The following is a 12741-nucleotide window of genomic DNA, read 5'->3' as shown; positions in this document are numbered from 1 at the left end:
CTCGCGATAAGTGGACAAAAACTCCGAACGAGGGAGGCTAGGATCGAGCCATGATCCCGGCTTCCCTCGTTTTCGCGTTGATCGCGGCCCTCCTGCACGTCTACATCTTCACGATGGAGTCCGTCACCTGGACCCGGCCTGCCACGTGGAAGCGCTTCGGTGTCGCCTCCCAGGCCGACGCCGAAACCACCCGTCCGCTGGCCTACAACCAGGGCTTCTACAACCTTTTCCTGGCCGTCGGCGCGCTGATCGGGATCGGCGCTGTCCTCCTCGGGCAACCGCTCGTCGGCTGGACCCTCATCTTCGCGTCCTGCGGATCCATGCTGCTGGCAGCCGCCGTCCTCGCCCTGACCGGACGGAGGTACCTGCGCGCTGCTGCAACACAAGGCACGACGCCGGTGCTCGCCGTCGTGCTCGGCCTCCTGGGGCTGCTGCTCGCCTGAGCCCGCCCGCCAGTTGGCGGAGCGGCCTGGCTTCTGGCCCGTGACGGATGCCCGGCGGACAATGGGAAGTACGAGGGAATCGTTCCGTAGGGGAGCGCAATGGCTGTTCCGAAGCAACCGCAGCAGCATCAACAGCAGTCCCGGCAGGCAAGCGCAGCGCAGGCCCTGCCCGCACGGGAACGCGACGTCCCGGAACGCGACCTCGTGATCGACCTGGCCCGCTTCTTCTGCCTGGCCCTGGTGGTGGTCAGCCACACCATGATGGTCAGCCCCGCGCTCCACCCCGACGGGACCGTGAGCACCCAGAACACGCTCGCCCTGCAGGACTGGTTTGAGCCGGTCATCTGGATCTTTATGGTCATGCCCCTCTTTTTCGTTGCCGGGGGCATCACCGGTCTGCAGTCCTGGCGCCGGCTGCGCGCCCGTGGCGGCAACGGCCTGGACTTCGCCCAGGCCCGGCTGCTGCGCCTCATCCGGCCAGCCGCCGCATTGCTGGCCGTGATGTTCGCCGGGCTGTGGGCGGCGCGGCTGTTCGGAGTGGAACCGCAGGTGGTGGAGCTGATCGTCACCGGCGCCGGCATGCCGCTCTGGTTCCTGGCCGCGTATCTGGCCGCCCAGCTGAACATCCCCCTGCTGGCGAGGCTGCACGACCGTGCCCCATGGCTGACGCTGGCCGGCCTGGCCGCGCTGGTGGTGGCCGTGGACTGCTTCCGCGGTGCCGTGCCGCTCCTGGCTTACGCCAACATCCTGTTCCTGTGGTGCGCCGTCCAGCAGCTGGGGTTCATCCTGGCCGACACCCCTGCCGGAAGGCCCGGCAACTCCACGCTGCTGGGCGTCATCCTTGCAAGCAACCTGCTCCTGGGTCTGGTCACGGGGCTGGGGCTGTACCCCGGCAACATGCTGGTGAACCTGAATCCGCCCAACTTCTGCCTGCTGCTGCTCGGGACGGCCCAGGCCGCCGCGCTGCAGCTGTCCCGACCGGTGCTCACCGGCGTCGCGTCGGCACGGTGGATCCGCGTTGTGGTGGGGCTGGCCGGTCGGCGCGCCCTGACGGTCTACCTGTGGCACCTGCCGCTGCTGGCAGCCCTGTCCGGGATGCTCCTGCTCACCGATTTCCCCAAGCCGGCCGCCGGGACCGCCGGGTGGTGGTGGTCGCGGCCGCTGGTCCTGGCCGCCATCATCGCCCTCCTCCTTCCGGTGCTGGCCCTTTTCGGGCGGCTGGAAGAACGTCCGACGGCGCCCGCCCACTCCCGCCGCCGGCCCGCCGCAGCGGTGGTGACCGCCGTCGTCGTGGTGTTCATTCCGGTGGCGGACGCAGCGTTCAATGGTCTGACCCTCGGGCTGCTGGGCGGGGGAGCGGCCTGCTTCACCCTGGCCGTGCTGCTGCTGGGCCGGGTCCCGGTGCCGCACCCGCCCCCGCCGGCACCCGCTGCCGCACCCACGGATGCACGTGCGCAGAGGGCGACGGACGGCGCACCCGACGACGCGCCGGACGGCCCCGGGGGACCATTGCCACCGACGCCATTAAGTGCCAATGTCGAACCATGACGGAGAACACGGTGTCCACTGAAGACACGTTCAGCCCGGACGTCACTACCATTCGGAATGATGACCTCCACCGCTACGAACTGCGGGTGGGCGGCAAACTGGCGGTCCAATCGCGCTTTATGGACAAACCCGGCCACGTGGACTTCATCCACACCGACACTGCCGAGGAATTCAAAGGCCAGGGGCTGGCAAAGGTGCTGGCCCATTTCGCCTTGGATGACGTGGTGTCTTCCGGGAAGCGGATTATTCCGCATTGCCCGTTCATCTATGCCTACCTGAAGAAGCACGACGCCTACGAGCAGTTCATCGACTGGCCGGAGCAGCCGCCAACTGATGAGGTCACCGCTTCCTAAGACTGGCTTCCGACGCTGGCCGCTTCCGACTGGGCGTCGGACCTGCGGCGTCGGACCTGCTTAGTCCAACGTGGTTAGGCGTCGAAGTGCGTCGTCGTTGTCCCTGCCGAGTACGACGCCACGATCTTCTCCGCCACGTCCCGGAGCTTCTGGTTCCGGCCGCTGGAGGCCTTGCTGAGGAAGGTCATGGCTTCCGCCTGTGAACACCGGCTTTGGCCCATGATGATGCCTGCTGCGAGGTCAATGACAGTCCGGGACTCCATGGCGGAGCGCAGGTCCTCGGCCAGTTGCTGCCGGACGCCGATCCTTACCGCCAGGCGAAGCGCCTTCTCAGCCTGGGAGGCGAACTGTTCGGCCTTCTGGACCGTGCCGGCGTCGAAGACGTCGGGGACCGGAGCAAAGACGTTCAATGCTGCGGCAGCGTTCGCATCCAGGGCCAGCGGAACCCCCAGCACGCTGAATTGCCCCTGGTTCACAACTGCCCGGCCGTACTCGGGCCAGCGGGGATCAGTACGTGTGTCCCGGACCAGCACCGTTGTGCCGGTGCTCATTGCGTGGAGGCACGGGCCTTCGCCGAAGTCGTGCTGGATTTCGTCCAAGAGCCGGGCTTCAGGGTTGCTCCATGCCGCCGTGGTGCTCCGGTGGTGCCGGCTAAGCGTGACGGCGCAGGACACCTTCTGGCCGAGGATATTCGACAGTGAGTGGGCGGAAAGTTCGCACAGCTCTGCCAGGAATTCGTTGACGTCCTGGCTGCTGATGACCAGATCCTGCAGCTGTTCGGCCACGGAGGTGTCCAGCGTGATCTCGTCCATATTTAAGTCTAGGTCTGCCCGGAACGGAATGACCCGGGCCCCGGTGGCCAGCTTGTGGCGTGGGCAACAAAATCGTAAGGTTTAGGAGAGTTATGAAGCTGGCTCTTGGATGTCTCATTGGGAGAAGCCTTGAACCATAAACTGCGTGTGCTCGTCCGTGTGGATGTTGACCCCGGACAAGTAACCCTTGAAGTCACCGGCTGTCTAACCCAAACCAACTACCCCGTCCTGCTGCACATCATGCGCCGCGGGCGCCGGCTCTCCCCGGACCAGGTCATCACGGTCGACCTCCACAGCGCGTCCCATCTGGATCCTGAAGTGATGATGTACCTGCGCCACATCGCCGGCCTCAATCGGGAGGACGGCCTGGGCGCCGAAGTCCCGGGGAGCGACCCCGAGGCGTTCCGCCTCAAGCTCGCCGAACCGGCGGAGCTGCCCATTTGCCTGGAGCACGCCGGATTGGCCGGAGGGGAAGAAGCCACCCTGGACGGTCAGATCCATGCCCTCCTCGACGGCGGCGCCCGCGCGGATCTTAGCGGCGGCGTGGTGCCCGGCGGGGAGCAGCGCACCATCAACGGCCTGGAGCTGTCCGAATACCTCGAAGGGAACCTGGATCCCGCCGCGACGGTCCGGGCCCTGTCCGACGATGCCCTCGGCAGGCTGGCCGATGCGCTGTACCGGCACTTGGACACCCGCAGCCCGTCGTTCGGTGCCCATACCTGGTACGACCTGGCGGCGGAAGAGCTGCATCAGCGGCACCTGACGGAGCCCGAGGGCCCCTCGCAGGAGCAAATCGCGGCGAGCTGAAGCCCGGGTCGCGGCAAGCTGAAGCGCCGCGCGGTTCTGCCGGCCCAAATCGCGGCGAGCTGAACCACGTGATTCGGCGGGGACAAATTGCCTTCGTGCGCCTTAGCCCTGCCGGACGGCTATGGTTGGACTGACTTCTGCGCAGTCCGCACTTTCCCGCTCCATCGGTCTCAGCCCGGCGCCGGATCCCATCGGGCGGCTGCCTGAACCGATGAGGATCCAGGGGGACAGCCGGGCCATGACAACGCGGCAACTGATTATCAGGCTGATTGTCCTGGCCACGGCCATCCTTGGCCTGAACTACATCGTTTGGCGCTGGATGGTGTCGATCAACTGGGAAGCCTGGTGGATCGCGGTTCCCCTTGCCCTCGCCGAAACCTACTCCTTGCTGGATTCCCTGTTGTTCGGCGTCACCATGTGGCGGTACCGGCAACGGGACACTCCACCTGTTCCGCCTCCGGGGCTGACCGTGGACGTGTTCATCACCACCTACAACGAGCCGCTGGACCTCGTGATGGGAACCGCGCGGGCCGCCAAGGACATCACGTATCCGCACCGGACCTGGATCCTCGACGACGGTAACCGCCCGGAACTGCGAGCCATCGCTGAAGCGGAAGGCATCGGCTGGATCACCCGTTCCGAGGACTGGGCGGACCGTCCCCGCCACGCCAAAGCGGGAAACCTCAACAACGCCCTGCTGGCCACCGACGGCGAATTCATGCTGATCCTGGATGCCGACCAGGTTCCGGACCCCAGGATCCTCGATCACACGCTGGGCTATTTCAACGACCGACGAATGGCTCTGGTCCAGACCCCGCAGGTATTTGTGAATGTCCCGCCCCATGATCCGCTGGGAAGCCAGGCGCCGTTGTTTTACGGGCCCATCCAGCAGGGCAAGGACGGCTGGAACGCCGCCTTCTTCTGCGGCTCCAACGCGATCCTCCGCCGGGAAGCCCTGATGCAGCTCGGCGTCATGCGCTACGTCTCGGAAACCGAGCTGGCCCTGAACAAGGCGCTCCGGACTGCGGACAAGGTTGTTGCCAGGGCGCGGCGCCAGCTCGGACCGGGGCAGGAACGCCTCGCACGGGCACTCTCCACGGTGGCGGAGGATCTGCGGCAGGTCCGGCACGAGCTCAGTGAAGGGCAGGCCATTGCGGATGTCACGTACCGGTTTCAGGAGCGCGTGGACGCGGTGGCCCGGAACCTGGTGGCGGAAGACGTCGCGGCGCTGCACGCGGAGCTGAACTCCATTGAGGGACTGTCCCGGACGATCGACGTGGACGGTTCCCTCGCCGTCGTCGACGACGTTGCCCTGGACCGGCTCTCACAGCGCGACTGGTCCCCGCTGGGGGCCGTGGAAACCGTCCGCGTGCTGATCGATTCCGTCAATGCCGAGAAGGCCGGGGAAGCGCAGGCGGTGATGCCGCTCGCCATCATCTCCGTCACCGAGGACATGGCCACCTGCATGCGGCTGCATTCGCTTGGCTGGGAATCCGCATATCACCACGAAAAGCTCGCCGACGGGCTGGCTCCCGAGGACCTCGATTCGATGCTGACGCAGCGGCTCCGGTGGGCGCAGGGCACCATGCAGGTGATGTTCCGGGAAAATCCATTGCTGCAAAAAGGCTTGAGCCTGGCCCAGCGGCTGGTGTACCTGGCAACGATGTGGAGCTATCTCACCGGGTTCGCCGCCGTGGTCTACCTGGCCGCCCCGGTCATTTACCTCGTCCTGGGAATCCTTCCGGTGCAGTCGCTGAACAACGATTTCTTCGTCCGGCTCATCCCGTTCCTGGTGGTCAACCAGATCCTGTTCCTGGTGGTGGGGCGAGGAGTCAAGACCTGGCGCGGCCAGCAATATTCGCTGGCCCTTTTCCCCACTTGGATCAAGTCGGTCACATCGGCGTTCGGGAACGTGTTCCTCGGCCGGGACCTGGACTTCCGCGTCACGCCGAAGACGCTGCAGGCCCGCAACCGGCTGCCCTGGCACCTTGTCCGGCCGCAGCTGGTCGCCATGGCCGTCCTGGTCCTGGCCGCCCTCGTGGGCGTTATCCGCCTCCTGCTGGGTCAGGGCGATGTGCTGGGCAGCTCCGTCAACTTCGTCTGGATTGCCTTTGACCTGCTGATCCTCAGCGTAGTCGTCGAAGCCGTCCGCTACCCAGGCTTCGACGCGTGGCTCGCCGCCGCCAACGCCGGCACCAAGAACAGCAGCACGCGCCGCAAGACAAAAGACAGCAACAGAAAGAAGGCGGTAAGACCGTGATCGAATTCAACAACGAGACTCTGGCGAACGGTGTGGGGGTGATCCGTCCCGTGGGCCGGCTCAACATGGTTTCCGCGCCCCGCCTGGGCGCCAACATCGATGCGCTCATTAGCGACGGCACCGTCCGCCTGGTGGTGGATCTGGCCGGCACCAGCTTCATTGACTCCTCCGGACTGGGCGCCCTGATCACCGGGCTGAAGAAAACGCGGCAGGCGGGCGGAGACCTTCGCCTTGCCAACCCCACGGCCCAGATCACAGCCGTCCTGGAAATGACCAAGCTCAACAAGGTGCTGCAGCCCGTCTCCTCGGTGGACGGGGCCTATTCATGAGCAGCCGGTTCAGCGTGCGGGCGGCGGCGGTTCCCGAGAGCCTGGAACTGATCCACGAACTGCTGGAGGACGTCTGGAAGGCGGAACCCGGCATCGAATTCCTGGACCGCATCCGGTTTGAGACGGCGCTTATTGAGGTGGCGTCCAACATCATCGAACACTCGCGGCCGGCCGGGACCGACCCGGTGCGGTTCGTGCTGGCCGTCGAATGCGAACCGAAGCGGCTGTTTGCCGAATTCACGGACAACGCCAGGCCTGCCGGCATCGACCTGAGCGGGGCGGAACTGCCTGACGGCATGTCCGCGAGCGGGCGCGGGCTCGCCCTTGCAAAAGTGGCACTGGACCAGTTTTCCTATGCCAAGGAGGACGCAGGAAACCGCTGGACGTTGCTCTGCCGGCGCAACTCGGCGGCCGCAGCGCAGCAGTAAGCCGCATATTCTGCCTCACCCTCGGCTGCTGCGACAGTCAATGACGTTCCGTTGAGTCCCTGTAACAGCGGATTTCCGCCAGTTTCAGAATTAGCTTACAAAAGTTTGACTAAAAGGTTCTCCTAAGTAAGGCTTGCCTTGCTCCGTTAGTGCGCCCCGATCGCCTACCTAAAAGGAAAACCTGTGACGCTGTTGCCTCGTGTGGATGATGAAATCCTTGATCTGCCCGCCCCGACTTCCGGGCATGATTTCGGCTCCCGGGTGGAGCTCGCCCTCGCCGCCACCAACCACCTTTTCAACTCCCGCAATGCGCCGCGCTATGTAGCGCAGGTGCTTCAGGGCGTCAATGCCGTCGCCACCAAGCTGGAGCGGACCGCCAAGCCCTTCACCGGCGTCGGGCCCGAGGAACTCAAGTTACGCGTCGGCGCTGTTGACCTCGACCGCCCGCTGCCGGACACCGCTGCGGCGCTGGCCGAACTCGAGGAGGTCTACCTGCAGGACGCCGTCTACTTCCACGATGCGAAGTACGCCGCCCATCTGAACTGCCCAGTCGTCATCCCGGCGCTGGTGGGGGAGAGCATCCTCTCCGCGGTGAACTCATCCATGGACACCTGGGACCAGAGCGCCGGCGCCACCATGATCGAGCGGAGGCTGATTGGCTGGACCGCGGAGCGGCTCTCCCTTGGCGACGCTGCCGATGGCGTCTTCACCTCCGGCGGCAGCCAGTCCAACCTCCAGGCGCTGCTGATCGCCCGCAACCACGCTGTAGCAGGCCTGCGGAAGCTCCCCGGCAATGAAGCCGCCCGGCTGCCCGGCCTGCTGGACAAGCTGCGCATTTTCGCATCCGAGGACGGCCACTTCAGCATCCGCAAGTCGGCGTCCATGCTCGGGTTGGGGTACGACGCCGTCGTGCCCGTTGCGTACGGGCCCGACCACCGCATGGACCCGGCCGCGCTGGCCGCCGCACTCGCGCAGACCGCCGACGCCGGACTGGTGCCGATGGCGGTTGTCGGCACCGCCGGCACCACTGACTTCGGAGCGGTGGACCCGCTCGCCGAGCTGGCCGCCCTCGCCGAGGCGTACGGTGCGTGGTTCCACGTGGACGCCGCGTACGGCGGCGGGCTTATGGTGTCCAACCGCTACGCGCACCGCCTGAACGGAATCCGGCTGGCCGACTCGGTCACCGTTGACTACCACAAGACCTTCTTCCAGCCTGTCAGCTCCAGCGCCCTGCTGGTACGGGACCGGGCCATGCTGCGCCACGTGACTTATTACGCGGACTACCTCAACCCCGAAAGCGCCGCTCTGGCGGACATTCCCAACCAGGTGGACAAGAGCATCCAGACCACGCGCCGCTTTGACGCCCTGAAGCTCTGGCTCACACTCCGGATCATGGGGGCGGACGCGGTGGGTGCCCTCCTGGACGAGGCGATCGACCTGGCCGCCCGAACCGGGCAGGCCATTCACTCGGACCCTGACTTCGAGCTCGCCTCCGAGCCGCAGCTGAGCACGCTGGTCTTCCGCTACCGTCCCGTGCTGGCCGGCGGAACCCGCCTGGACGAGGATGCGGCCGACGCCCTCAACCCGGCAATCCGGGCCGCCGTTTTTGCCTCGGGCGAAGCCGTGGTGGCCGGCACGAAGGTTGCCGGCCGCCACTACCTGAAATTCACTCTGCTGAACGCCGAAGCCACCCCGGAGGACATCAACACGATCATCAGCCTGCTCCGCCGCACGGGCGAAGCACTGCTCGCAGGACAGGAGGCTGCCGCATGAGCGCCGCCCATCCGAACACGACGGACGCCCGCACCGGAAACTCCGGCACCTCCGACTCAGGCTGGATTTACGACTTCGCCGGAATCGGCGTCGGGCCCTTCAACCTGGGGCTTGCCGCGCTCACCGAGCCGGTGGACGGACTGGATGCGGTGTTCCTGGAACGCCGCGACTCGTTCGACTGGCATCCGGGGATGATGCTGGAGCCCGCGCACCTGCAGGTTCCGTTCATGGCGGACCTCGTGACCCTGGCGGACCCTACATCGCCGTATTCCTTCCTGAACTTCCTCAAGCAGACGGGCCGGCTCTACCGCTTCTACATTCGGGAAAACTTCTACCCGCTGCGCACTGAGTACAACCAGTACTGCCAGTGGGTGGCCGGGCAGCTCAATTCGGTACGGTTCGGGACGGACGTCCGGGAGATCACGTACGACGACGGCGTGTACACGCTGTCCGTGCACGGTCCGGCGGGGCCGGAGGTGCTGCGCGCCCGGCGGCTGGTGCTGGGCACCGGAACGTCGCCCTATGTTCCGGCGGCCTGCGACGGGGTTGTGAACGCCGGCGGACTGGTCCTCCACAACGCCGACTACCTGTGGCGGCGCAGTGAACTGCAGAAACAGCGGAGCATCACCATCGTGGGCAGCGGCCAGAGCGCGGCGGAAATCTACTACGAGCTGCTGCAGGAGATCGACGTGCACGGGTACCAGCTGAACTGGGTCACCCGTTCGGGCAGGTTCTTCCCGCTGGAGTACACCAAGCTCACCCTTGAAATGACATCGCCGGAGTATGTGGACTATTTCCACGGCCTGCGGGAGGACCAGCGCGACAGCCTTATCAAGAGCCAGAAGAACCTGTACAAGGGCATCAACTCCGAACTCATCGACGCCATTTACGACCTCCTGTACGCCAAGAGCCTCTCCGGGATCGTCGATACCCGGCTGCTGACGCACTCGGCAGTCACCGGAGCCACCTGGGACCCGGCCTCGGGTTCGCACACCCTGCAGCTGCGGCATGAGGAGCAGGGCGCCGACTACTCGCTCGACACCGAAGCCGTGGTGCTCGCCACAGGCTACGGCTACCGCGAGCCTGAGTTCCTGGCCGGAGTGCAGGGCCGTATCGCCCGGGACAGCCGCGGCAGGTTTGCTGTCGAACGCAACTACAGCACCGGCGTCGAGCCCGGCGAAATCTTCGTCCAGAACGCCGAGCTGCACACGCACGGCTTCGTCACTCCGGACCTCGGCATGGCGGCCTACCGCAACTCGTGCATCCTGCGCGAGATCTGCGGCCGCGAGGTCTACCCCGTGGAACAAAGCATCGCGTTCCAGGATTTCGGAGTGCAGGATTTCGGGGCACCGGCGCCATCCGAAATACCGGCGCAGAGGCTGGTGCACGCGTGAGTTTCACCTTCCGCTGCTACGACCCCGAGGCCGACGCCGAACTCCTCCACAGCTGGGTCACCCAGCCGTACGCCTCCTTCTGGGGGATGCAGTCCGCCACCGTTGGAGACGTTGTGGAGGAATACTCGAAGATCCAGGCCAGCGGGCATCACCATGCGCTGTTGGGGCTCGACGACGGCGTTCCCGCCTTCCTGATGGAGGAGTACCTTCCGTTGCTGTCGCCGCTGGCGGGCGTCTACGCCACGCAGCCCGGAGACATTGGAATGCACCTCCTGGTCGGTCCGCCGGCCGGGCCGCCCCGCACCGGCTATACCGCCGCGGCAATGGAAGCGGTCCTCGAGCGGCTCTTCGCCAAGGACAACGTGGAGCGGGTGGTGGTTGAGCCCGACGCCCGGAACCACAAGATCCATGTCCTCAACGCGCGCCTGGGCTTTGAGCCTGCCGGCGTGGTGACCCTTCCGGACAAGCAGGCCCTCCTCAGCTTCTGCACGCGGGAGGCCTTCCATTCCGCCCGCGCAGCCCTTCATTCATCCCCGATCCACCAGGGAGCATCACTGTGACCACCGCTGAACTTGAATCCGTCCTCACCGCAGGCAACGCTGCAACCCACCTCACCCCGGAACGCTGGGCCGCTGCCAACCGGCACCTGGTCCGCAAGGCGCTGGCCGAGTTCTCCCATGAGCGGATCCTCACCCCGGAACGCATCAGTGGCGGGGCGGACGCCGGTGCCCGCGCCGGAGGCGAAGCAAACGAGTACTGCGTGCGGACCGATGACGCCTCGGTTGAATACCGGTTCTCTGCCCGGATCCTGCAGCTGGACCACTGGTCCGTCGATGCAGCTTCCATTACTTGCAGCCGCGAGGGGCAGGACGCTCCGCTGGATGCGCTCCGGTTCATCACCGAATTCCACGAGGCTCTGGGCATCCGGCTGGAGATGCTCCCGGTCTACCTCGAGGAGATCAGCAGCACGCTCTCCAGCCACGCGTACAAGCAGTGGAGGGGCCAGCCGTCATCAGCTGAACTGGCCGCCGGAGTGACCCGCGGAGCAGACGTCGCCACGGACTTCCAGACGATTGAACGCAGCATGACCGAGGGGCACCCGTGTTTTGTGGCCAATAATGGCCGGCTGGGCTTCGGGATCGACGACTACCGTGCCTTTGCCCCGGAAGCGGGCGCCCCGGTGCAGCTGGAATGGATCGCGGTGCACCGGAGCAAGGCCGTGTTCACGTCGAGCGAGGGCCTGGACTACGCCGCCCATCTGGCAGCCGAACTCGGAGCAGGCACCCTGGCGTTCTTCGACACCGAGCTCAATGCCTTGGACCTGGACCCGGCGCAGTATTTCCTGATGCCCGTGCACCCCTGGCAATGGGAGAACAAGCTGACGGTCACGTTTGCGGCCGAAATCGCCCGGCGACACATCGTCCACCTCGGGATCGGGGCTGACAGCTACCAGGCCCAGCAATCCATCCGGACGTTCTTCAACACGGCTGCGCCGGAAAAAAGCTACGTAAAGACTGCCATGTCCGTCCTGAACATGGGCTTCATGCGCGGGCTGTCGCCGCAATACATGAAGGCCACACCTGCAATCAATGACTGGCTCCAGGAGCTCATCGACGGCGACGAGGCACTGCAGGGCCGTGGTCTGACGATGATCCGCGAAGTGGCAGCCATCGGATACCACAACGACTACTACGAGGCGGCTTCGGCGAAGGGTTCCCCGTACAGGAAGATGCTGTCCGCGCTGTGGCGGGAGAGCCCGCTGCCGCTGCTCAGGGACGGCCAGCAGCTGGCCACCATGGCTTCGCTCCTGCATGTGGATGCGGCGGGCAGACCCATGGTGTCAGCGCTGATCGAACAGTCCGGCCTCGAGCCGGGGGCGTGGCTGCGGCAATACTTCGAGGCGTACCTCGTCCCGCTGGTGCACTGCCTGTACCGCTACGAGCTCGCCTTTATGCCGCACGGCGAGAACGTGATCCTGGTCCTCGAAAACGGAGTGCCGGTCCGCGCCGTCATGAAGGACATCGCCGAGGAAATCGTGGTGATGGGGGACAGGCTTGACCTGCCCGAGGCAGTATCGCGGATCAAGGTCGAGATCCCGGACGGCGAGAAGGTCCTGGCCATCTTCACCGACGTGTTCGACTGCATCTTCCGGTTCCTCAGCGCCCTCCTCGAGGAAGACGGCGTGCTCACCGGCCAGGAATTCTGGCGCATCGCGGCGGCGGCCGTACATGACTACCAGGCAGAGCAGCCGGAACTCGCGGACCAGTTTGCCCGCCACAACCTGTTCGCCGCGGACTTCGAGTTCTCCTGCCTCAACAGGCTGCAGCTGCGCAACAACCAGCAGATGCTGGACCTGTCGGACCCGTCCGGCGGGCTGCAGATGGCCGGCCGGCTGGACAACCCGCTGGCGAAGTTCGCCTAGGAGCCTGCTGAATTAGTGGGTTTCGTGGTCTCTGGGCAGTCGGTCTTTTCTTGCGGCAGCGGTGTGGTTCCTGATTGAACGGATCTACTGGGCGCCGCTCCGCAGTTGGCTGGGGCGTCCATGAAGGCTTTGCGGTTCCTAGTGTGAGGCCCTGGTGGCGCCGCCGGGTGGG

General features: G+C 65.7%; 12 protein-coding genes. 11 read left to right on the top strand and 1 reads right to left on the bottom strand.

Translation table 11 applies throughout. From position 1 onward, the window contains the following. Positions 1–50: 50 nt before the first annotated feature. The 3 genes from J7I92_RS20765 to J7I92_RS20755 all read left to right on the top strand — a co-directional run bounded on the left by J7I92_RS20765 (position 51) and on the right by J7I92_RS20755 (position 2344). Positions 51–443: a DUF1304 domain-containing protein gene (locus tag J7I92_RS20765; RefSeq protein ID WP_214843582.1), complete on the top strand. Its 393-nt coding sequence runs from the start codon at positions 51–53 to the stop codon at positions 441–443. A gap of 99 nt (positions 444–542) precedes the next feature. Then, a complete protein-coding gene (locus tag J7I92_RS20760; protein WP_251040255.1) occupies positions 543–1991 on the top strand; it encodes an acyltransferase in 1449 nt (482 codons plus the stop codon). After that, the gene (locus J7I92_RS20755) at positions 1988–2344 is read left to right on the top strand and encodes a GNAT family N-acetyltransferase (RefSeq protein ID WP_214843579.1); all 357 of its coding nucleotides are present in this window, start codon (positions 1988–1990) and stop codon (positions 2342–2344) included. Before J7I92_RS20760 ends, J7I92_RS20755 begins: the two co-directional genes overlap by 4 nt. A 74-nt stretch (positions 2345–2418) precedes the next feature. On the opposite strand, the gene J7I92_RS20750 is transcribed toward J7I92_RS20755, so the two are convergent. Continuing rightward, positions 2419–3156, bottom strand: coding sequence for a GAF and ANTAR domain-containing protein (locus J7I92_RS20750; protein ID WP_214843577.1), 738 nt, complete (start codon positions 3154–3156; stop codon positions 2419–2421). A gap of 129 nt (positions 3157–3285) precedes the next feature. On the opposite strand from J7I92_RS20750, the gene J7I92_RS20745 reads away from it, so the two are divergent. The 8 genes from J7I92_RS20745 (at position 3286) to J7I92_RS20710 (ending at position 12569) form a co-directional block, all read left to right on the top strand. Beyond that, the gene (locus J7I92_RS20745) at positions 3286–3963 is read left to right on the top strand and encodes a hypothetical protein (protein ID WP_214843575.1); all 678 of its coding nucleotides are present in this window, start codon (positions 3286–3288) and stop codon (positions 3961–3963) included. Between the two features lie 211 nt (positions 3964–4174). Further along, complete coding sequence (locus J7I92_RS20740) at positions 4175–6223, top strand: glycosyltransferase family 2 protein (protein ID WP_396020438.1); 2049 nt, start codon at positions 4175–4177, stop codon at positions 6221–6223. After that, entirely contained in the window at positions 6220–6552 is a 333-nt protein-coding gene (locus tag J7I92_RS20735) for an STAS domain-containing protein (protein WP_214843573.1), read from the top strand. Before J7I92_RS20740 ends, J7I92_RS20735 begins: the two co-directional genes overlap by 4 nt. Beyond that, the gene (locus tag J7I92_RS20730; RefSeq protein ID WP_214843571.1) at positions 6549–6980 is read left to right on the top strand and encodes an ATP-binding protein; all 432 of its coding nucleotides are present in this window, start codon (positions 6549–6551) and stop codon (positions 6978–6980) included. The genes J7I92_RS20735 and J7I92_RS20730 overlap by 4 nt, the downstream gene beginning before the upstream one ends. Positions 6981–7169: 189 nt before the next feature. Continuing rightward, positions 7170–8753 (top strand): pyridoxal-dependent decarboxylase, encoded by a 1584-nt coding sequence (locus J7I92_RS20725; RefSeq protein WP_251040264.1) that lies wholly within the window; start codon positions 7170–7172, stop codon positions 8751–8753. Further along, a complete protein-coding gene (locus J7I92_RS20720) occupies positions 8750–10147 on the top strand; it encodes a lysine N(6)-hydroxylase/L-ornithine N(5)-oxygenase family protein (protein WP_214843569.1) in 1398 nt (465 codons plus the stop codon). Before J7I92_RS20725 ends, J7I92_RS20720 begins: the two co-directional genes overlap by 4 nt. After that, complete coding sequence (locus J7I92_RS20715; RefSeq protein ID WP_214843567.1) at positions 10144–10707, top strand: GNAT family N-acetyltransferase; 564 nt, start codon at positions 10144–10146, stop codon at positions 10705–10707. Before J7I92_RS20720 ends, J7I92_RS20715 begins: the two co-directional genes overlap by 4 nt. Further along, complete coding sequence (locus tag J7I92_RS20710) at positions 10704–12569, top strand: IucA/IucC family siderophore biosynthesis protein (RefSeq protein ID WP_214843562.1); 1866 nt, start codon at positions 10704–10706, stop codon at positions 12567–12569. Before J7I92_RS20715 ends, J7I92_RS20710 begins: the two co-directional genes overlap by 4 nt. Positions 12570–12741: the final 172 nt, after the last annotated feature.

It is taken from the genome of Arthrobacter sp. ISL-72, assembly GCF_018613755.1.
GTDB lineage: Bacteria > Actinomycetota > Actinomycetes > Actinomycetales > Micrococcaceae > Arthrobacter.
Note: the sequence above shows the minus strand (reverse complement) of the source record. Positions and strands in the feature narration are given on the sequence as shown.

Excerpts from the sequence above, each read along its gene's own strand:
- J7I92_RS20750 (WP_214843577.1), bottom strand. The coding sequence starts at position 3,156 with ATGGACGAGATCACGCTGGACACCTCCGTGGCCGAACAGCTGCAGGAT.
- J7I92_RS20755 (WP_214843579.1), top strand. The coding sequence starts at position 1,988 with ATGACGGAGAACACGGTGTCCACTGAAGACACGTTCAGCCCGGACGTC.
- J7I92_RS20760 (WP_251040255.1), top strand. The coding sequence starts at position 543 with ATGGCTGTTCCGAAGCAACCGCAGCAGCATCAACAGCAGTCCCGGCAG.
- J7I92_RS20740 (WP_396020438.1), top strand. The coding sequence starts at position 4,175 with ATGAGGATCCAGGGGGACAGCCGGGCCATGACAACGCGGCAACTGATT.
- J7I92_RS20720 (WP_214843569.1), top strand. The coding sequence starts at position 8,750 with ATGAGCGCCGCCCATCCGAACACGACGGACGCCCGCACCGGAAACTCC.
- J7I92_RS20765 (WP_214843582.1), top strand. The coding sequence starts at position 51 with ATGATCCCGGCTTCCCTCGTTTTCGCGTTGATCGCGGCCCTCCTGCAC.
- J7I92_RS20730 (WP_214843571.1), top strand. The coding sequence starts at position 6,549 with ATGAGCAGCCGGTTCAGCGTGCGGGCGGCGGCGGTTCCCGAGAGCCTG.